Origin of the sequence: Stenotrophomonas sp. GD03777, from assembly GCF_029842485.1 — a bacterium.
Lineage (GTDB): Bacteria > Pseudomonadota > Gammaproteobacteria > Xanthomonadales > Xanthomonadaceae > Stenotrophomonas > Stenotrophomonas sepilia.
This window is the reverse complement of record NZ_JAOCGL010000081.1, coordinates 1-19,584: the sequence shown is the minus strand read 5'-3', so window position 1 is coordinate 19,584 and position 19,584 is coordinate 1. Positions and strand designations below refer to the sequence as shown.

At 61.0% G+C, this 19,584-nt stretch carries 20 protein-coding genes; 7 read left to right on the top strand and 13 right to left on the bottom strand.

Annotation, left to right across the window (positions count from 1 at the left end; all coding sequences use genetic code 11):
• Positions 1–64 precede the first annotated feature (64 nt).
• From N5E02_RS15600 to N5E02_RS15590, 3 genes are read left to right on the top strand one after another with little or no spacing between them, the layout of a single operon-like run.
• The gene (locus N5E02_RS15600) at positions 65–520 is read left to right on the top strand and encodes an SRPBCC domain-containing protein (protein ID WP_235645941.1); all 456 of its coding nucleotides are present in this window, start codon (positions 65–67) and stop codon (positions 518–520) included.
• An 11-nt stretch (positions 521–531) separates the two neighbouring features.
• Positions 532–846, top strand: coding sequence for a metalloregulator ArsR/SmtB family transcription factor (locus tag N5E02_RS15595; RefSeq protein ID WP_005416268.1), 315 nt, complete (start codon positions 532–534; stop codon positions 844–846).
• Between the two features lie 2 nt (positions 847–848).
• Positions 849–1,307 carry an SRPBCC family protein gene (locus N5E02_RS15590; RefSeq protein ID WP_188241283.1) on the top strand — a complete coding sequence of 153 codons (459 nt, stop codon included), beginning with the start codon at positions 849–851 and terminating at the stop codon, positions 1,305–1,307.
• A gap of 54 nt (positions 1,308–1,361) precedes the next feature.
• Here the strand turns inward: N5E02_RS15590 and N5E02_RS15585 are convergent, their stop codons facing one another.
• Positions 1,362–2,648 (bottom strand): alpha/beta hydrolase, encoded by a 1,287-nt coding sequence (locus tag N5E02_RS15585; protein WP_279946474.1) that lies wholly within the window; start codon positions 2,646–2,648, stop codon positions 1,362–1,364.
• A gap of 143 nt (positions 2,649–2,791) precedes the next feature.
• Between N5E02_RS15585 and N5E02_RS15580 the strand changes: the two genes are divergently transcribed.
• Positions 2,792–3,163, top strand: coding sequence for a DUF4180 domain-containing protein (locus N5E02_RS15580; RefSeq protein ID WP_279946473.1), 372 nt, complete (start codon positions 2,792–2,794; stop codon positions 3,161–3,163).
• On the opposite strand, the gene N5E02_RS15575 is transcribed toward N5E02_RS15580, so the two are convergent.
• The 3 genes from N5E02_RS15575 to N5E02_RS15565 all read right to left on the bottom strand — a co-directional run bounded on the left by N5E02_RS15575 (position 3,160) and on the right by N5E02_RS15565 (position 5,322).
• The gene (locus N5E02_RS15575) at positions 3,160–3,942 is read right to left on the bottom strand and encodes a 3-hydroxybutyrate dehydrogenase (RefSeq protein WP_262089691.1); all 783 of its coding nucleotides are present in this window, start codon (positions 3,940–3,942) and stop codon (positions 3,160–3,162) included. The two genes, N5E02_RS15580 and N5E02_RS15575, sit on opposite strands and share 4 nt — an antisense overlap.
• Positions 3,943–4,025: 83 nt before the next feature.
• Positions 4,026–4,511, bottom strand: a complete 486-nt coding sequence (locus N5E02_RS15570) for a hypothetical protein (RefSeq protein ID WP_279946472.1) — start codon at positions 4,509–4,511, stop codon at positions 4,026–4,028.
• A gap of 79 nt (positions 4,512–4,590) precedes the next feature.
• The gene (locus N5E02_RS15565) at positions 4,591–5,322 is read right to left on the bottom strand and encodes a hypothetical protein (RefSeq protein WP_279946471.1); all 732 of its coding nucleotides are present in this window, start codon (positions 5,320–5,322) and stop codon (positions 4,591–4,593) included.
• A gap of 549 nt (positions 5,323–5,871) precedes the next feature.
• Here N5E02_RS15565 and N5E02_RS15560 point away from each other — a divergent pair.
• Entirely contained in the window at positions 5,872–6,447 is a 576-nt protein-coding gene (locus tag N5E02_RS15560; RefSeq protein ID WP_279946470.1) for a hypothetical protein, read from the top strand.
• A 95-nt stretch (positions 6,448–6,542) separates the two neighbouring features.
• Here N5E02_RS15560 and N5E02_RS15555 read toward each other — a convergent pair whose 3' ends face one another.
• Positions 6,543–7,382 (bottom strand): type 1 glutamine amidotransferase domain-containing protein, encoded by an 840-nt coding sequence (locus N5E02_RS15555; protein WP_279946469.1) that lies wholly within the window; start codon positions 7,380–7,382, stop codon positions 6,543–6,545.
• Positions 7,383–7,479: 97 nt separating this feature from the next.
• On the opposite strand from N5E02_RS15555, the gene N5E02_RS15550 reads away from it, so the two are divergent.
• Together N5E02_RS15550 and N5E02_RS15545 are read left to right on the top strand one after the other, a co-directional pair.
• Positions 7,480–8,397, top strand: a complete 918-nt coding sequence (locus tag N5E02_RS15550; protein ID WP_279946468.1) for a LysR family transcriptional regulator — start codon at positions 7,480–7,482, stop codon at positions 8,395–8,397.
• Positions 8,398–8,946: 549 nt separating this feature from the next.
• On the top strand, positions 8,947–9,303 hold the full coding sequence (locus N5E02_RS15545) for a hypothetical protein (RefSeq protein WP_279946467.1): 357 nt from the start codon (positions 8,947–8,949) through the stop codon (positions 9,301–9,303).
• A gap of 124 nt (positions 9,304–9,427) precedes the next feature.
• Here N5E02_RS15545 and N5E02_RS15540 read toward each other — a convergent pair whose 3' ends face one another.
• From N5E02_RS15540 to folD, 8 genes are all read right to left on the bottom strand, one after another.
• Positions 9,428–10,057, bottom strand: coding sequence for a hypothetical protein (locus tag N5E02_RS15540; protein ID WP_279946466.1), 630 nt, complete (start codon positions 10,055–10,057; stop codon positions 9,428–9,430).
• A gap of 336 nt (positions 10,058–10,393) precedes the next feature.
• Complete coding sequence (locus N5E02_RS15535; RefSeq protein WP_279946465.1) at positions 10,394–12,550, bottom strand: AAA family ATPase; 2,157 nt, start codon at positions 12,548–12,550, stop codon at positions 10,394–10,396.
• 315 nt (positions 12,551–12,865) lie between these two features.
• Positions 12,866–13,486, bottom strand: a complete 621-nt coding sequence (locus N5E02_RS15530) for a hypothetical protein (RefSeq protein WP_279946464.1) — start codon at positions 13,484–13,486, stop codon at positions 12,866–12,868.
• Between the two features lie 298 nt (positions 13,487–13,784).
• The gene (locus N5E02_RS15525; RefSeq protein ID WP_279946463.1) at positions 13,785–14,426 is read right to left on the bottom strand and encodes a hypothetical protein; all 642 of its coding nucleotides are present in this window, start codon (positions 14,424–14,426) and stop codon (positions 13,785–13,787) included.
• Between the two features lie 204 nt (positions 14,427–14,630).
• A complete protein-coding gene (gene guaA / locus N5E02_RS15520; RefSeq protein ID WP_279946462.1) occupies positions 14,631–16,196 on the bottom strand; it encodes a glutamine-hydrolyzing GMP synthase in 1,566 nt (521 codons plus the stop codon).
• On the bottom strand, positions 16,193–16,672 hold the full coding sequence (locus N5E02_RS15515; protein WP_345782203.1) for a hypothetical protein: 480 nt from the start codon (positions 16,670–16,672) through the stop codon (positions 16,193–16,195). Before N5E02_RS15515 ends, guaA begins: the two co-directional genes overlap by 4 nt.
• Before the next feature lie 107 nt (positions 16,673–16,779).
• A complete protein-coding gene (gene guaB / locus N5E02_RS15510) occupies positions 16,780–18,237 on the bottom strand; it encodes an IMP dehydrogenase (RefSeq protein ID WP_005416248.1) in 1,458 nt (485 codons plus the stop codon).
• 420 nt (positions 18,238–18,657) lie between these two features.
• On the bottom strand, positions 18,658–19,536 hold the full coding sequence (gene folD / locus N5E02_RS15505) for a bifunctional methylenetetrahydrofolate dehydrogenase/methenyltetrahydrofolate cyclohydrolase FolD (protein ID WP_164133639.1): 879 nt from the start codon (positions 19,534–19,536) through the stop codon (positions 18,658–18,660).
• Positions 19,537–19,584: the final 48 nt, after the last annotated feature.

The following is a 19,584-nucleotide window of genomic DNA, read 5'->3' as shown; positions in this document are numbered from 1 at the left end:
AGGTATTTACCTGCATATAGTCCACTCAAGGGCGGCGCCTGCCGGCCCATGCGAGGAACCTGCAATGGTGGATATCACACACCGCGTCGGCATCAAGGCCCCCGCTAGCCAGGTGTACCAGGCCTTGGCCACCCCCGAAGGAGTTGCCGGATGGTGGGCTGAGGACACCCATGGCGACCGCGAGGTTGGCGGCACCGTCAAGGTGCGTTTCACCAACAACGGCCAGGAAATCGGCGCCATGGAAATGAAGCTGGAACAGCTCATTCCCGGCGAGCTCGTGCTCTGGCAGTTCCTCGCCGGTCCTGCTGAATGGATAGGTACCCACGTGCGCTTCGCGCTGAAGCAGGAGGGCGACTACTGCATCGTCCTGTTCACCCACGAAGGCTGGAAGGAACGCGTCGAGTTCACCTCCCACTGCAGCACCAAGTGGGCGGTCTTCCTGCTGAGCCTCAAGTCCCTGCTGGAAACCGGCAAGGGCCAACCCAACCCCCACGACGTCAGGATCGACAACTGGAACTGAAGACGCCCCGCATGAATGCAGACAAGGTGTTCAAGGCCTTGGCCGACCCCACGCGCCGGACGCTGCTGGACCTGCTCTGCGAAGACAACGGCCAGACGCTGGGCCAGCTGTGCGAGCACCTGGACATGGCCCGGCAATCGGTCACCCAGCACCTGGGCCTGCTGGAAGACGCCAATTTGATCAGCACCGTGCGCCGTGGCCGCGAGAAGCTGCACTTCATCAACCCGGTGCCGCTGCATGAAGTCTACGAGCGCTGGGTACGCAAGTTCGAGCAGCAGCGCCTGAGCCTGCTGCATGACCTGAAACGCGAACTGGAAGGAGAATGACGATGTCCGCAGAGACCACCCGCTTCATCCACGTGATCTACATCGCGTCCACGCCACAGAAGGTGTTCGAGGCCATCACCCGCCCCGAGATCGCCAGCCGCTACTGGGGCCACGAGAACGTCTCGGACTGGAAACCCGGCTCGCGCTGGCAGCACGTGCGCGCCGACGAAACGCGCTCGGTCGAGCTGGTCGGCGAAGTGGTGGAAAGCACCCCGCCCTCGCGGCTGGTCATCACCTGGGCCGCCGCCTCGCAGGCCGACAATCCCGATGCCTACAGCCGGGTCACCTTCGAGATCGTGCCCTACCAGGACATGGTGCGGCTGACCGTCACCCACGACGAATTGGAACCCGGCAGCGGCATGGATACCGGCATCCGCCAGGGCTGGCCGATCGTGCTGTCGAGCCTGAAGTCGCTGCTGGAAACCGGCAAGGGATTGGACGTATTTGCGAAGCCGAACTGAGTCGTGCCGCAATCGGCGGCGGAGCGCCATCCGCCGCCAGTGCTCCCCATCCGGTCAATCGCTCAATCTGAGCGAACGTCCATAACTGCCATGCACATCCTGCTTGATCCAATCCGCCAGCAGGCGCAGATAGCCGTCGGTGATCCGCGTCGACACGCGGTTGCCCTCGGCATCGGTACGGAACTCGACCATGCCATGGTCGGTGTCGGGGAACAGGTAGGTCTCGATCGGCTGCCCTGACGCGCGCAGGCGCCCCAGGATGGTGCGCGTGGCCGCAATCGGTGCGGCCCGGTCCTGCTCGGCCAGCACCCATAGCAACGGCACCTTCAGGCGGCGCAGCGCAGCCTCGGCGTCGTAGTCCCAGATCAGCTCCAGGTTGTCGAAGCGCGCGCGACCGATCCGGCGCAGGTCAGCGTCGCTCATGCGCAGCATGTCACCGCTGTATTCACCACTGATCGTCTTTGCCCACGGCGCGTCACCGATCTTCGCACGCACCCTGGCCAGCGCCTCGAAACCTTCACTGAAATGCGTGCGCATCAGCTGCGCCGTGGCGTCTGACAGCTGGCCGACCTGCTTCATGGTCGCCGCATCCAGTTGCAGGCGGTGCGCCTCGTCGAACAACTGCTCGCGGTCCTCCTCGATGGGCGAGACCACCAGCCCGTAACCGATCGCCACGAAATCCGCCTGCGAACGCGTGGCCGCCAGCGGCGCGATCCAACCGCCCTGGCTGCCGCCGAAGTAGCCGGCACGGCCGAAGCGGCCTTTGGCCAGTTCACGCGCCTTCGCCAGCGCCGCCGCCGCGTCGTCGGCCAGCAGCTCGAAGTTCTGCGTGTACTCGCCTTCCGAATCGCCGGTGCCACGCTTCTGGTAGGCGAACACCGAGATTCCCTGCGCCACCAGCATCCGTTGGTAGATCGCCGCCACCGCCATCGTGCGTTCCGAGCCATGCACCAGCACCACCAGCGGCCGCTTGGGATCGGCCGGACCGGCGGGTTCGATCAACTGCCCGACCAGCTTGGTTCCGGCACTGGTGAAAGTTGCATCGGTATCGCGGGTGGGCAGTCGTTGCCAGCGCTGCGTGGCCCTCGCAGGCGAGCTGACGCTGACCACATCGCCGCTGCAGCTCACCGGCGCGTTGGCATCGCCGGTGGCGCCACGTCGCCCGTCCAGCATCAGATAACGCTGCCCCGTGGCCGGTGCCGCGGCGGGTATGCCCAGCACCACGATGTTGCCCTGCCCGTCACCGTAGGCACTGACCGTGCACAGCTCGGCGGCTGCAACCGGCAGGCCCGAACACACCAGCACCGCGCTCAACAACGAACGACTCTTCCACCCTGCCATGCCCTTCCCCATTGCAGTGAACCCGCGTCTTGCAGGTGCCGGGCGCAGCCTAGCGCGTTCGTTCGCCAGATTCATGCTGCACCCGCTCGCCGTCGCCTTCTGCCATAGCCATACTGGAAGGACGATACGGACTTCAGAACGCCATGCACCCTCACTTGGAACACATCGGCACCACCCGCATCCCGCGCGTGGAGCCGCAGGGCCCGATGCTCGATGCCGGCGCCCTACGCAACCTGATCGGCGATGCCCTTGGGCACCAGGCCGAGTGGATCGCCGTGCCGGTGCAATGCCTTTCGGCGGACTTCTTCGAGCTGCGCTCCGGCATGGCCGGGCAATGGCTGCAGATGCTGGTGAACTACCGCCTGCGCTTCGCCGTACTGGGCGACGTCAGCGCCTACCGCGCACAAAGCGCGTCGCTGGATGCATGGATCACCGAGTGCAACCGCGGCCGCGACGGCTGCTTTGTCGCCGATTGGGATGCCCTGCTGGCACGTCTTCCCGTGTCGGCCAGCTAGCGCGCCGTCCAGCCCCCATCCACCGGCAGCGCCGTGCCGGTGATCTGTGCCGCCGCGTCCGAAGCCAGGAACACCACCATCCCGCCCAATTGCTCGGGCGTCACGAACTGCAGCGAAGGCTGCTTCTCGGCCAGCAGCGCGCGGGCGGCGGTTTCCTGATCCGTGCCTTCCTTCTCCGCCAACGCGGTGATCTGCTGCTCGACCAGCGCCGTTCGCACCCAGCCTGGGCAGATCGCGTTTGCGGTGATGCCGGTGCCCGCATTCTCCAGCGCGGTCACCTTGGTGAACCCCGCCACGCCATGCTTGGCCGCTACATAGGCGGACTTGTTCACCGAACCCACCAGCCCGTGTACCGATGCGATGTTGATGATGCGGCCAGCGCCCTGCTGCTTCATGTGCGGCAAGGCTGCTGCCGTTGCATGGAACACCGCCGACAGATTCAGCGCCAGGATCGCATCCCACTTGTCGACCGGGAATTCCTCGATCGACGCGGTGTACTGGATGCCAGCATTATTCACCAGGATGTCGATGCGGCCCATCTTCGCAACGGCGTGGTCGATCATGCCGCGCACTGCCTCGCCACGGGACAGGTCGGCACCGTCATGCGCCACCCGTACACCGAAATCAGTTTCCAGTTGGGTACGGATGCGCTCGATTTCCGCTGCGTCGCCGAAGCCATTCAGCACGATGTCGGCGCCCTTCCGCGCCAGCGCCGTGGCAATGCCGAGACCGATACCGCTGGTGGAGCCGGTGACCACCGCAACCTTTCCAGAGAACATGGGCGAGCTTCCATTGGGCGTAGGCCGCCAGTGTACCTACACGGGCCAACCCCCTTTAACTAGCGCCCGATGTCGGCCCACCATTAGAAGCGGATGCCCGCCCGATCAACGGTCGCCAGCGGATTGGCCTTCCGCACTGCCTCCAGGAACAGCAGGAAATCCCGATTGAACAGCGTCAGGTTGTTGGTGAACTTCACGCACTTTCTGCCCGAAGCTTTGCTGAAGCACACCTGCCAGACATAGCGCCCGTAGATCCTGTCGGACGTTCGTGTGACTGAGGTGATCTGCGAAAGCAGAACCGCCGTAGGCACCGGCCCACGCTGCAGGTAAAAGGACGCCGCATCGAAGAAGTAGTGCTCGCGATCCTCTTTGCCATCCACCATCACCAAGGTCATGGACCTGCCGGAAATCCGGCGCGGAGCATGCAAACGCAACCCCGAGTTCACGGACGAGCGAGCAGTTGCTTCCATTCGCCGAAGGGTGAACCAGAGGATCACCAACGGAAGTGCCGCAAGGACAATGAAACCTACGGTCTTCAAAACAGTTTCCAGCGTGCTGGGCACACACATCTCCAAGATGAACGTTCAGGCATTGGCGACGCCCAAGTAGATCCACGCCACGCGTGGATGGCGCTCCCTCAACGCCCCATCACTTCCAGTGATCCGGCCCCAGGAACGGTAGGCTCAACACAAACACCGGAACCGCCACAGGGATCAACGCGGCCCCCAGCACCTTGCCCGCCGCCGAACCCACACCCGGCTTGTCCTCCCTCTCCGGCAGGATCCGCTGCGCGCGCGCATTGATCGGCTGTGCCAGCTTCCCCTTCTCTGCCAGTGCCGCAGCATCCGGCAACTGCACCCGCTCGCCGTCGCCCTCGAACAGCGCGCTGTAATAGCTGCCACCCTTCCTTGAAAGATTGCAGGCGCGGTCAAACGCCAGCGCGTAGCGGGTCCGGTCCATCGGCAGGTAGTAGCGCGCCCGCCCCTCCACGGCCTTGGCCTCACGCGGGGTAACCTCAATCCGCTCCAGCTTGAACTGCGCGGCCTGTTCCGCCGTCACCTGCTCCGGCCGCAGCAGCAGCGCATAGCTGCCGTGCACCTTGGCCTTGTTGGCCGGGTCGCGCCAATCCTCATGGAAGTACATCTGCGCGCAGGCCACCGCCTCGCGCAGCGGGCTGTCCATCAGCGCGCGGTACTCGCGGAACGGCGCGGCATTGAAGCGCATCGGCTCGTCATAGCGCGGCAGCAGGTACAGCTGGCCGTCGTCGGCCACGAACGCACTGGTGATCTCGCGGCTTGAGGCGTGCTCTTCCGGGCCACTGGCACAGCCGGACAGCAAGCCAAGGCACAGGGCGGAGAGGATGAAGAAGGACGTTCGCATGTCGTGTTCGAGGGCTTCCCTGGGAAAACGGCCCCTCCCGAAGGGACGAGGCAAGCCCGTCATGGTGCCATGTCGGCCTTGCCATGCCCAATCAAACTGCTGGAGATCGAGCGGGTTCAAGCCGCTGGCGCTGGTCGGCGTGCTATATTGAGTGCGCCTGGACATCCATGTTCAGTGACGTTCCTGGATCAGTCTGGAACGAGCGCAACAGGTACATCCCCGTTCGGCCTTTCCGTAGCGCTTGGGGATTATCCAACCACCAGCGCACCAGATTGCTCCTTGGTTGGCGAAATGAGCCAGCCGCTGCGGGCCGTGCGTCTTGCCCAAGGGCCAGGTCAGCCACCCGGCAGGCCTTTGAAGAAGCGCCGCGACATAAGCCGCATTTCCAGCATGCCGATTACGGCATCCGTGGGTCGCCGGCCCCTTCAGCCGTGCCGGCGCAGTCGGCATCGCGATTGCTGCCATGTTTGTCGCATTCGCCAAACACTTTGCCCCGCTACTGGGGAACCGATGAAGAAGAAAGCCCACTCTTGAGAGGAGAGCGCGTAAATGAACGCTGATGATGTGAAGTCAATACCGATGATGGACCCGCTCGCGAACCAGCACACCGGTGGATCAAGTGCATCCAGACGCACCATCTACGTAGATCTTGATGGCGTAATGGCCGACTTCGACGCGGCATTTCCCGCCCTGTTTGGCCTGGACCACCGCGTGCTTGCCGACGATGAAATGTGGGGGCACATCAACAGCCACCCGTCATTCTTCCGCGACCTTCCGCCGATGCAGGGTGCAGTGGAGTTCTTCCACAGCATCCACCACTTGAACCCGGTGATTCTCACGGCCTGCCCGAAATCGAACTATCCACTCGCTGCCATGCAGAAGCGGCAGTGGGTCCGCGAGCACCTGTCAGCAACCTGCCTGGTGTTGCCTGTGCTCGGCGGCAGGCACAAGCCTCTTTTCATGCACCAGCCAGGCGATGTTCTGATCGACGATTTCGAAGCGAACTGTGATGCCTGGACAGCGGCCGGGGGCGTGGCGATCAGGCACGCTGGCGATTGGACTGCGACGCGTCACGCGCTTTCCCAGATTGAATATCTGCCAGGGGCAGCGCTGGCGAAGGGCTGATGCCCTCTCTGCCGACCACGTTGGCACTTCCATAGACAGGCCGAGGCGCTGGCCCCTCGGCCCCCAAGGCTGGCAACCTGCTGCGCAGCCCCGCCCTACTTCAACCGCTCCACCAGCCGCTGCCCCACCTCCAGCGCCGACGCCGGGTTCTGCCCTGTAATCAGCTCGCGGTCCACCACCACATGCCCGGTCCACGGCGTGGTGTTACTGCTGAACGTCGCCCCCGCCTGCTGCAGCGCAGTCTGCGGGTAGAACTTCATCTCACCGCCGCCCAGCAGCGGCTTGGCCTGCTCCTCTTCCTGGTTGCTGATCACCGTCATCTGGTAGCCGCTGTAGATCCACTTCGGCGTGGCCGGCATCGCACCCGCTTCCAGCTTTGCCACGAAACCACCGGCATCCGGCAGCGTGGACAGCAGCGCGATCGGCCCGTGGCAGACCAGCGCGGTGGTCTTGTTGCGCTGGTGGAAGTCGGCCAGCAAGCGGCCCAGCGCCGGGCTCTTCAGCAGGTCCTGCATCGGCGCGTGGCCACCGGGAATGTAGACCGCATCGAACCGCGCATAGCCCTGCTGCTCCACGCGCGCCAGGCTGACCACCGGCGAGGCCGTCGGCGAGGTCAGCGCCAGCTTCTCCAGCAGGTCCTTGTGCAGTTTCAGCTGCGCGGCATCGTTGCCGAAGTACGCCGGCGTCACCGAGGACGCATCCACCGTCGGCGCCCGCCCCTGCGGCGTGGCGAAGGTCACCTCGTGGCCGGCGTCCAGCAACAGCTTGACCGGCTGCATCAGCTCGTTGAGATAGAAGCCGGTGGACAGCACCTTGCCGTCCTTCAGGTCCAGGTGGTTTTCGTCGGACAGCACCACCAGCACGTTGGCGGCATGCGCGCCGCTGGCAGCCAGGGTCAGGGCCAGCGCTGCGGCCAGCCGGGTCATCAGGTTCATGGGGAAGCTCCTATCGGGGAATGGCGGCCACTTTATTCATCGCCCCGGCGGCGATAAATTGGCCTCATCGCAAAACATCTGTTCCCCGGAGAGCCAAATGAGCCGCAAGTTCGACTACCTGGGCGATGTGGAGGTGTTCCTGGCGGTGGTCGAGCACGGATCGTTCACGGCTGGCGCGGTGGCGCTGTCTACCACGCCCTCGGTGCTGAGCCGCGCGGTCACCCGTCTGGAAGCGCGACTGGGCCGGCAGCTGCTGCAGCGGACCACCCGCCGCGTGGGCCTGACCGACGCCGGGCGGCTCTATCTGGAACAGGTGCGCACCGCCTTCGGCCTGCTGGACGACGCCGAGCGCGACGTACTGGCCCAGGACGGTGCGCTGGCCGGCCGCGTGCGCCTGAGCGTGCCCACCACCTATGGCCACTACCGGCTGCCGCCCGTGCTGGCGCGCTTTGCGCAGCAGTACCCGCAGGTACAGGTGGAACTGAACATCACCAACCGCAACGTGGACCTGGTGGCCGAAGGCTTCGACCTGGCCATCCGCCTGGGCCAGCTGCCGGACAGCGGGCTGGTGGGGCGAAAGCTGGAAGACGCCCCACTGCTGCTGGTGGCCGCGCCGGAGTACCTGAAGCGCCGCGGCACGCCGCAGACACTGGACGACCTGCAACAGCACCTGTGCCTGCCCTTCGTGATGCCGCGCACCGGGCGGTTGGCGCCGTGGATCTTCCGCGACGGCGGGCGCGACGTGGACTGGCTGCCGCGATCGTCCATCGAGACATCCGACGATGTGCTGGGCGTGGTGTCGCTGGCCGAACAGGGCATCGGCATCTGCCAGAGCTATGAGTTCATCGTGCGCGAGCGGATGCAGCGTGGGCAGCTGGTGGAAGTGCTGCCGCAGCTGCGCGGGCGGTCTAGGCCGTTCTCGGTGATCTATGCGCCGCACCGGCGGCAGTCTGCGGCGGCGCGGGCGATGATTGAGTTGCTGGTGGGGAATGCGGGTGAGGATGGCGCTGGTTGAAGCCGCTAGGCTCGCTGGCGGTGTCGGGTTTGAACCGCTTTTCGAGGTGTGCGGCTGATCGCGTGCCGTTGCTTGGCGAGGCGGACTAAGAACTGTTGCAAAGAAGGCTGTCGCGCTATTCGCTTGTGGCGTGGGCGATTGCGCCAGTTTGAATCGCCATCAGCAGAGCAGCTGCGTGAATGCGTCCGGCGGTGTCGCGTGCCGCACGAATGGAGCGTGCAACAATAGTTCTTCGCTCTCGGATTCCGCGATTCCTTCGCGAATTTCTATTGGCATTCGGAGCGGCGGCGTAAACACCATGACGTGCCACCGACAACGGGTGGCTCCGGGTCTGCAAACCCGCGATGAGCAACGACTGTTGTTTACGCTTGCCCGTCGGCACCGTCCTCAACCGGTGCCGGCGGGCAATCCGTCGGCCTATCTGGCGGGCGGTGCGTGGGGGTCTTCGGACCCACCGGTCATTCGTTGCTTCGTCCCGGTTTGCAGCCACGCATCGTCCGCCACCTCTTCACGGTGGCGCTGTTAAGCACAGCCACGGAAGCCGACGTCATGAACGAATCCCGCACCTTCTCTTCGTACACCGTTGTTGAACCCATCAGCGACGACACTCCCCTGCCCGATCTGAACTCCCTGCTCGGCATTCTCAAGCGCATGCGCGGCTGCGAGGGAGCGGATGGTCACCCTTGGCCGGAAACCGACGTGTCACCCGGCCGGCGTGTGAGCCTGGCCAGAAGCGAGCGCGCGATGGTGGGGGCGCTGACGGTGCTGGAGCTACTGCATGCGGCGGACCGCTGCCGCGTGGCAGCGGAGCCGGAGCGGCATTTGGATGAGGGGGTTGTGGATGGGCTATTTCTGGCTTGTAGGGGGCTGGTTGAGTGGGCTTGCCGAGAGGTTAGGCCGGAGTGACCTATGTGGGCCCCCTCTGGGCGTAGTAAGTGCCACTCGTCGCATCAGCGCCCGCTTTCGCCCAAGAGCAAACGTTCAACATCTGAACTAGGCCGTACCGCGAAGCGGGTTCGCCTTGATTTAATTATTGGCGACCGGCCAAATCATAGATGACCAATGGCGTAGCGATCCACTCGCCGAACGACGTATTGGCGGAGAACACTCGGAGTAGCGCTCTGCACGGCAACGAAAGACGATCAATGACCAGATGAGAGAGCCCCTTGAAAGACGCAACCCCGGGGACGAAATACTCATCTGTCGGGGAAAGGGCAAACTTTGCGTCTCCGCCCCTTAATGAAAAGAAAGCTTCCTCGCCGACATACTCATTAGTTTTACTTGGCTTGTTTGGACCAGGCTTGTCGATCAGCGCAATTGTACTGGATGAGCGAGTAACTTTGACTTTGCTAATTCCCAAGGCACCAACCACCCACACGTATCTGGATGGGCTGTCCATTTCCTGTTCATGGGTAAGATCAGGATACCTTGCTAGTCGTTTGGCCAGTTGATCGAGCATCTCCAGCGTCGACAGTGAGTAAGATTTGCTTTCACTGGAACTTCCGCCGCCAGAGAACAATGCAACAGAAACGCCAGCCTGCACTGCTTGCGTTCGAGTGATCAGAGTCCTTGGTGAGATATCGAATTCCGCCTCATAGAGGCGTGCAATAAAGTCGATATCTAGGTAAATGAGTCTCTCAGCAAGCGATTTATCTTTCATAGCCACTAAGCATCTAATTGACGGACATGTCGATCTGGTTATGCGGTTGGCCAACAAGCAGCGTCCGGCGGACGCTCCCCTTGATATAGATCGATTCTAGGCTGGATGGAGTCCGGCTAACAAGCCAGCAAATAACTGGACCCAGCTGGGGGGCTCAGTGACCACCGAAGGCTCGCTTCGATAGGAACTCGATAACCGCTTTGGTTCGCACGATGCCCCGCGACCGGGAGCGACCATACTTCCGAATGCTGGCTCGCTTGAAACCGAGGCCGTTCAACGTTCCGTCCACACAAAAATCCATTCATGCCCGACCTTGAATGCCCGCGCATATTGAATTTACTTACTCATAGCCTGGTAGTGCTCGCCATACCCACACTCTTCAAAAATTAACCTCAGACCTTCCTTGAAAACATCGCGATCAAACTCTTTTATGTCGAAAATATTCTGACCCAAGGAGTGCGACTCTCGATTCATGTACCTGTAGAAAGTCGCGAACTTATCACTTGACAGGACTGGCTTTTGGAATACGTTATTGAAATCCTTCTTCTGAACAAAGTTAAAGAAGTATTCGACAATATTTCGCATGCAATTAGCAATCAGCGCAGGCGGCGATGCCTGATCCTTTATGATTGACCAGTATGACTGATAGTCATTCTGTATCTCCTCATACTTCATCGGAACTACAGTGCTTCCGTTTTTATTCTTGAAAACCCTGAATAGTTGCTGCGTCTCCGCACGCTTCTCTTTATTAGAATGTGTCAGCTCATAGAAGAAATAAAGGCTATGAGTGAGAACAAACACCTGGGCAAAACTCTTATCGTTAATTAAATACTTCTTGATCAGCTGCCCAATATTGAAAACGTAGAGGTGAGAAAGGCTGGAGATGGGATCATCAATCACAACTACTTTCGGCTGGGGAACCGCAGCAGCAGCCTTCTGCCCTTTGCAAAGTTCTATGAAGTATAGAAAACTAATGACGGTTTTCTCGCCTTCGCTCAGCGAGTGAAATGCATTCGCCTGATCAGCAGCCCTGGAAACCCGATATAAATTTTCGCCGTATGGCACCACAGAGAATCCATCGATACCAATCTCTACCAGCCCAGCGTTGATGTTTTCAATTGACTCTTCGATGTTGACCGTTTGCTTTCTAAGAGCAGCAATCTTGTCGTTAGACGCTGCCACGTTAGCGTCGATCTTGGCGGCTTCTTGACTTATTTTGCTAGCCTCATCTTTGAGATCTGAAGCGGACTGCGAATATGCAGAAATCGTCTGATCATAATCCCAGCGCATCAGCGCCCAAAAACGCGACCTTATGTCCTCCCGAGTTCTCTTCTTGTTCGCCAGCTTTTCATTATGTTCCTCAATCAGCACGTTCAGGTCGCCGATCAAATCATTTATAACGTCGACGGCGGGCTGGGTATCGGCGAGGGCAACTGGTGTGCTAGGGCTTTTGATCTTGCTGTCAATGTGCAGAATATTTTCGCGGATTGACGCTTTTAGAGCCTCACTGGCAATACTCCAGGTTTCCACAAGCTTTTTGTTGGCAAGCGGAGATTTTGAAATGTCTTGGAGACTCATGCCTGAGGTCAACGCCTCATAGCGGATCTTGATCGACTCCAACTGTTTAACATCTCTCTCATAGTCTTCATCGAAGACTTGACGGATGGAATCGATGATATTTTTAGTAATCGTTTCCTTCTGACAGAAAGGGCAGGCCTGAGGATCCTTATCATATGAAATGTACTGGAGCCCTTGCTTCACCCAGTCAGAATTGCGAGCTTTAGTGATGAACTCTGCAACTGAACCTTCTTGACTGCCGACAATGATTTTCGACCAGAGGGAATCCCCTTCAATGGTCAGCCAGTCGGCCGAGAGGGTTGGAATTTTCGTGAATGGAACTGCACCCTCGCCCTCAATGGACGACGCCTCGGCCTTCAGGTCATCTATGGTGTAACTAGGCGCCTTTTCCGGCAGAGGCAATCCAATAATATGCTGGAAAAGAAGCTCTGTTTTCTTTAGGCCTTCTAGGCAAAACTCCAGTACGCGATCCCCGCCCGCGAAACTAGTCTTAATATTCCAAACCTTTCCGCTTGCCTTGATCTTTTCTTGATCGAGTTTTGTCGCATTTCCAGTGGCCCGCTTTGAATTCTCTTGCTGAACGGACAGATGCTTCTCCAGCTCTTTCGTCTCGGCTTCAATTTGCTGGAGCGCGATCTTGTTCTCTTTGGATAGCGTAAAAATTCCTTTTAAATTCTCTTCTTCGTAAAAGTAGTCTTTGAGGAAGCCTTGGTTGTACACCAAAATTTCACATGGTTGACTAGTTTTCAGACTGCATTTAGCAAACCGAGGTTCGGCTTGCTTATACAAAAACTCAGAGATAGTGCTCTTACCCGCACCATTTAGCCCGTATATTAGAGAAGTCTTGTTGGTGAGCGAGAGAGTAGACTTGGATTTGTAACTGGTAACGCCATCTATGTTCAGTTCCGTGATCACAACCTGGCTCCTGGATGCTAAGTGGCTTTGCGTCATTTCTGTTGGCGAGAAGGAGCATGGCGCGCCATGAACCGCCTGCTACGTCGGCCTTTCCCGGCCCCTGCCAACGATGACCAAATCGCCGAAAATGTTCCCGATCCCTGCATGTCGCCCCCATCCATCTTTACTCTGAAGACTGCTTTTGTATGATCTGTTCCTGTCGCGACCGACAGCTATGGGTCGGCTACGGCCATATTGCGTATTGCGATCAGAAGCAGACTTTCGACACCTACACCAAGCCGCGCCGCGACATCGACTTGAATTAACTGTTAGAGGTCACCATAGCACCACCCCCCTGGCGCCAGAGGAAAGATTGCGAGCAAAATCCCAGAAGCGTTCAAAGCTGCGCTCGAATCCCCAATTGATTCCATCCGCCCCATGGAAGCCACTTCCCATAAATTTTTCGAAGCTAATAGCTTCAACGTTTACAGGCTCAGAGTGAAAGACTACTTTCGTAGGGCTAACGTAAACGTTGTGGCACCCGTTCTTTCGCAAAGTGCCATCGGATTTAGTTGGAAGTCCAACTAAAGAAAGCGATGCCACATCCACCAACTTGGTCTGTGAAAGCAAGTCGGGATTCTTCTTGAGTTCTGAAGTGTTCCCAACCAATGGAAATGCGTAAAAGACAGACCGCGAGCAAGATTTGACCTGATTTCGTAACGCTTCAAGCTGATCGTGAGGCACGAGAAAAACTCGCTCATTCGACCTAAGAAGGCGGTTTGATGCCTTGAACTGAAAGATCAGCAACCGGCCGCCTAGCTTCGTGCATGCATCGAATCCAGCCTTTGCTTCCTGCTTTTGGGTGAGCCCAAACCAAAGGATCTTTTTTTTTGCACCGAGCAGTCTTGACGCCTGAGCGCAAATGTTTAGCTCTAACGTCTTTTCTGAGAGTTTCATCTGAGATCAACTTCCTTGTGAGTTCCAAATGCCCAGCGAGAGGACCTTTTAGCCTGGGCATACGACCTAACGACAAAGCACAGCATTGCGGCCCTTCCGCCGGTACAACTCAATCTTAGTGCGGCTGCGTCTGGCTAACAAGCCAGCGCATAACCGGACCCTACGGCTGCCTCGACGGCCGCACCAATGAACGTTATGGCTTGCATGACGCCCTACGGCCAGAAGCGGACACTGATCAACACCTGAATTGATCCGCGTCGCGAAGCGGCGACGGTTTGAATGAATCGTTAGGGCGCACTTAGGGCGCACTTGTGGCCGCGCATTGAAGTCGCTCCATCTTCCTCAGTTTATGGACCAAGAGCCGTGCTCCACTCTCGTCCACGAAATCCTCATAAATGACCGTACTGTCTCGAAAATGCAATTCCAAGCGATTCAAGACGGCTCTTAGTGTAGCGAGCATCTCCTCTATAAATTTCCTGCTAATTCCGCTCAGAGGATCGGAACTTTGATTTCTGAGATAATCGTGATCCTGATGAGCGATGCGCTTGTTTCGATGCTCGCGAGCGAACTCCGCTGCAACGACAGCTTTGTCACAGAGATTCTGCACCTCGCCCCGCAGCCCTGTATCGGAGATTAGCGGAGGCAAAGACTGGATCGTAAGATTCCTCTTCTTGCCCGTGGTTGGCGGGTCCGTCATCCGAGACACACCCAGTAGAACACTGTCCCAAAGCTCATCTTGAACGATTTTGAAGAACAGGCCAGAGGTCCGATTAAGCAGGTGAACCGTGTCAGGGTCACCACCGAAAAGCTGACGGTACTGTTGCCAAAGAACGTGAAGTTCCACGAGCTTTCGACACAGCTCATAGAAGCTGGCCCCAAGCTCTTGTCCCATCGATGAGATGTACTCACTACGGACTTCATCCATGGACCGAGTGGCCATTGGTTTGCCCCCAACTAGCTAACAGTCGGACCCGTGGTCCGGTTATACGAAGTATCCACAAAGCAACGTACGGCGGGCTTAACTCTAATACAGCTCGATACTAGGGCGGCTGCGTCCGGCTAACAAGCCAGCTTTAAGTCGGACCTAGCGCTAGCGGACACCACAAACAACAAGGGCGCCTCTCGGCGCCCTCGTTCTTTCAACTCATTCCCACTCAATAGTAGCCGGCGGCTTCCCCGAGATGTCATACACAACCCTCGACACCCCCCGCAACTCATTGATGATCCGGTTGCTCACCGTACCCAGGAACTCATACGGCAGATGCGCCCAGTGCGCGGTCATGAAGTCGATCGTCTCCACGGCCCTTAGCGCAATCACCCACTCGTAAGCGCGCGCATCACCCACCACGCCCACCGACTTCACCGGCAGGAACACGGCAAACGCCTGGCTGGTCTTGTCGTACAGGTCCGCCTTGCGCAGCTCATCAATGAAGATGGCATCGGCCTTGGCCAGCAGCTCGGCGTATTCGCGCTTCACTTCGCCCAGAATGCGCACGCCCAGGCCCGGGCCCGGGAACGGATGGCGGTAGACCATGGTGCGCGGCAGGCCGAGTTCGACGCCCAGGCGGCGCACTTCGTCCTTGAACAGCTCGCGCAGCGGCTCCACCAGGCCCAGCTTCATGTGCTCCGGCAGGCCGCCCACGTTGTGGTGGCTCTTGATCACATGCGCCTTGCCAGTCTTGCTGCCGGCCGACTCGATCACGTCCGGGTAGATGGTGCCCTGCGCCAGCCACTTGGCGTTCTTCAGCTTGTTCGACTCTTCGTCGAAGATCTCAACGAACAGGTTGCCAATGATCTTGCGCTTGGCTTCCGGGTCGCTCACGCCTTCCAGCGCGGCGAAGTAACGGTCGGCGGCGTTCACGCGCACGACCTCCACGCCCATGTGCTCGGCGAACATCGCCATCACCTGGTCGCCTTCCTGCCAGCGCAGCAGGCCGGTATCCACGAACACGCAGGTCAGCTTTTCGCCGATGGCCTTGTGCAGCAGCGCAGCCACCACGGACGAATCGACGCCGCCGGACAGGCCCAGGATCACTTCGTCATCGCCCACCTGTTCGCGCACACGGGCGATCTGGTCGTCGATGATGTTGGCGGCGGTCCACAGGGTCTGGCAGCCGCACACATCCACCACGAAGCGGCGCAGCAGCGCCTGGCCCTGCAAGGTGTGGGTCACTTCCGGGTGGAACTGCACGCCGTACCAGCGCTTTTCTTCGTTGGCCATGGCGGCCACCGGAATGCGGTCGGTGGTGGCGGTGACGGTGAAGCCCGGCGGTGCAACGGAGACGTGGTCGCCATGGCTCATCCAGACATTCAACTTCGGCTCGCCGCCGTGGTCGCTCAGGCCCTTGAACAGTGCATCCGGGTTGATCACGTTCACTTCGGCGTGGCCGAATTCGCGCTGATCCGCCGCTTCGGTGGCACCGCCCAGCTGCGCAGCCAGGGTCTGCATGCCGTAGCAGATGCCGAAGATCGGCAGGCCGCTGTCGAACACTTCCTGCGGCGCGGCCGGGGCGCCCGGCAGCGTGGTCGATTCCGGGCCACCGGACAGGATGATGCCCTTGGCGCCAAACGCGGCGATCTCGGCCGGGTTGTGGTCCCACGCCCAGATTTCGCAGTAGACGCCCAGCTCGCGGATGCGGCGGGCGATCAGCTGCGTGTACTGCGCGCCGAAATCGAGGATGAGGATCTTGTCGTTATGGATGTTGGTCATGGTGCCGTTCCAGTGGTGTTTTTCGCAGCGCCCGGCGCTTCGAGGCTCTGCGTCAGCGTGGCGATGAACGCCTCGCGTTGTTGAATATGTGAGGGGTCTTCCTCGTCCCAGCGCAGCATCAGCAGGCCGTGCGGTGCGTTGGGGTTGGCGCGGTCAGCGCGCGGCAGCTCGGCGATTTCCTGCACTTCGGTGCCAGGTACGAGGCGACGTTGCATGGTGTGCATCGGGTAACCGGAATCCACGGCGTTGCCCCAGAACGCGGACTGCACGCTCATCCGCTTCGGCTCCAGTGGCCCCAGCTCGGCGGTGACCACAGGATCTTCAAGCCTGTCACCCAGATCGGTAACGCACCGCAGGATCACCTGCAGCGGGCGCTCGCCGGTGCCTTTCAGCAGCCAGCGCTGCTCGCCAGCGGCCTGCACCTGCCAGCCCTTCGGCAGCGAGAACGCGTTCTGGCACGCCTGCACGTCCTGCAATTGCGAAACCGCCGCGCCCGGAGACCCGGAGCGCGGCGGCGGTTCGGACAACGAACAGCCTGCCATCAGCAGGCTGCCCGTAATCGCAAGAGCAGTTCGCAAGCGCATCAGGCGCGGTAGTTCGGCGGCTCTTTGGTGATGGTCACGTCGTGGACGTGGCTCTCACGCTGGCCGGCGCCGCTGATCTTCACGAACTTGGGCTTGCTGCGCATGTCTTCGATGGTGGCGCAGCCCACGTAGCCCATGGTGGCGCGCAGGCCGCCCATCAGCTGGTGGATGATGCCGCCCACCGGGCCGCGGTACGGCACGCGGCCTTCAATGCCTTCCGGCACCAGCTTGTCGGCGGTGGCAGCGTCCTGGAAGTAGCGGTCCTTCGACCCCTTCTCCATGGCAGCCAGCGAACCCATGCCGCGGTAGCTCTTGTACGAACGGCCCTGGTACAGCTCGGTCTCGCCCGGCGATTCCTCGGTACCGGCCAGCAGGCCACCAACCATGATGGTCGAGGCACCGGCGGCCAGCGCCTTGCCGATGTCGCCCGAGTAGCGGATGCCACCGTCGGCGATCAACGGGATGCGGTCCTGCAGGGCTTCGGCCACCAGGTCGATGGCGGTGACCTGCGGCACGCCAACACCGGCGACGACGCGGGTGGTGCAGATCGAGCCCGGGCCGATGCCGACCTTCACTGCGTCTGCGCCGCTGTCCAGCAGCGCCAGTGCGGCTTCGCCGGTGCAGATGTTGCCACCGATGACCTGCACGTTCGGGAAGTTCTTCTTGACCCAGCTGACGCGGTCCAGCACGCCCTGCGAGTGGCCGTGCGCGGTATCGACCACGATCACGTCCACGCCGGCGGCGACCAGCGCTTCCACGCGGCGATCGGTATCGCCACCCACGCCGACGGCAGCGCCGACCAGCAGGCGGGTCGACAGATCCTTGGCAGCGTTCGGGAAGTCGGTGTTCTTCTGGATGTCCTTGACGGTGATCAGGCCACGCAGTTCGAACGAATCGTTGACCACCAGCACCTTTTCGATGCGGTTGCGGTGCAGCAGCTGCAGCACTTCGTCAGACGCGGCGCCTTCCTTGACCGTGATCAGGCGATCCTTCTTGGTCATGATGTGGCGGACCGGATCGTCCAGCTCGGTCTCGAAGCGCATGTCGCGGTGGGTCACGATGCCGGCCAGCTGGCCGTCGCTGCCCACCACCGGCACGCCGGAGATGTTGTGCGCCTGGGTCAGGGCCAGCACGTCGCGGATGGTGGTTTCCGGGCCGACGGTGATCGGGTCGCGGATGACGCCGGCCTCGAACTTCTTGACCTTGGCCACTTCCGCGGCCTGCTGTTCCAGGCTGAGATTCTTGTGGATGATGCCCATGCCGCCGAGCTGGGCCATGGCGATGGCCAGGCGGGCTTCGGTGACGGTATCCATGGCGGCGGACAGGATCGGAAGCTTGAGCTTCAGGTCTCGGGTCAACCGCGTTTCGAGGTTGACGTCCTTGGGCAGGATGGTCGAGTGGGCGGGGACGAGCGAGACGTCGTCGTAAGTGAGTGCTTCAGCCTGGATGCGCAGCATCGGCATACCCGAGATGTGGGGAAGCGCGACATTTTACCCTGTTTTCGCGCCGCGTGGCAGGGGGTAGATGCGACGCAGTGTCGCGCGGGCGGTGATCGGTTCAGGAGGGTTTGGAACCTGCCTCGGTGGGTGCGGACCGTTGGTCCGCACTGCCTTCATACACCTGTGCACCGGCATTGTGCCGACCAACGGTCGGCACCCACCTTGAGAGGATCACCCGAGCCAGCCCTGAAGCGCCCTTGGTGGGTGCGGACCGTTGGTCCGCACTGCCTTCATATACCTGTGCACCGGCATTGTGCCGACCAACGGTCGGCACCCACCTTGAGAGGATCACCCGAGCCAGCCCTGAAGCGCCTTTGGTGGGTGCGGACCGTTGGTCCGCACTATCCCTCAGGCACCTGAGAACAGCCCCAGGTGAGGTCAGCTCAGCGCTTCCGCCGCTTCCAGGGTGTTCTGCATCAACGTGGCCACGGTCATCGGGCCCACGCCACCCGGCACCGGGGTGATCCAGCTGGCCCGCTGGGCCGCCGCCTCAAACCCGACGTCGCCCACCAGGCGGCCGTCATCCAAGCGATTGATACCCACATCGATCACCACCGCGCCCGGCTTCACCCACTCGCCCGGCACGATGCCCGGGCGACCGACCGCCACCACCAGGATGTCGGCGTTGCGCACGGCCTGTTCCAGCACGTCCTTGGGGGTGAACTTGTGGCAGCTGGTCACGGTGCAGCCGGCGATCAGCAGCTCCAGGCCCATCGGGCGGCCGACGTGGTTGCTGACGCCCACGATGGTGGCGTTGCGGCCGCGCACCGGCTGGTCGGTGTGGCCCAGCAGCGTGGTGATGCCGCGCGGGGTGCACGGGCGCAGGCCGAACTCGCGCAGGGCCAGGTGGCCGACGTTTTCCGGGTGGAAGCCGTCCACGTCCTTGCGCGGGTCGATGCGCTGGATCAGCCGGCGCGCGTCGGGGATGCCCGGCAGCGGCAGCTGGATCAGGATGCCGTTGATCTTCGGGTCGGCGTTGAGCTGGTCGATCAGGTCGAGCAGCTCGGCTTCGGTGGTCCCGGCCGGCAGATCGTAGTCATGCGCTTCAATGCCGACCTTCTCGGCGGCACGGCGCTTGTTGCGCACATACACGGTCGAGGCCGGGTCGCCACCGACGAGCACCACGGCCAGGCCCGGACGGCTGCCACCGGCGGCCACGCGGGCGTCGACGCGCACCTTCAGGCTGTCGAGCAGGTCCTCGGCGATACGGCGGCCATCAAGGATGCGGGCAGGATGCTGGGGGGCGGAATCGTTCATCGGGGGCAGGCGTGGGGCGGCGGGGACGCTATTGTCCCCGATTCAGGC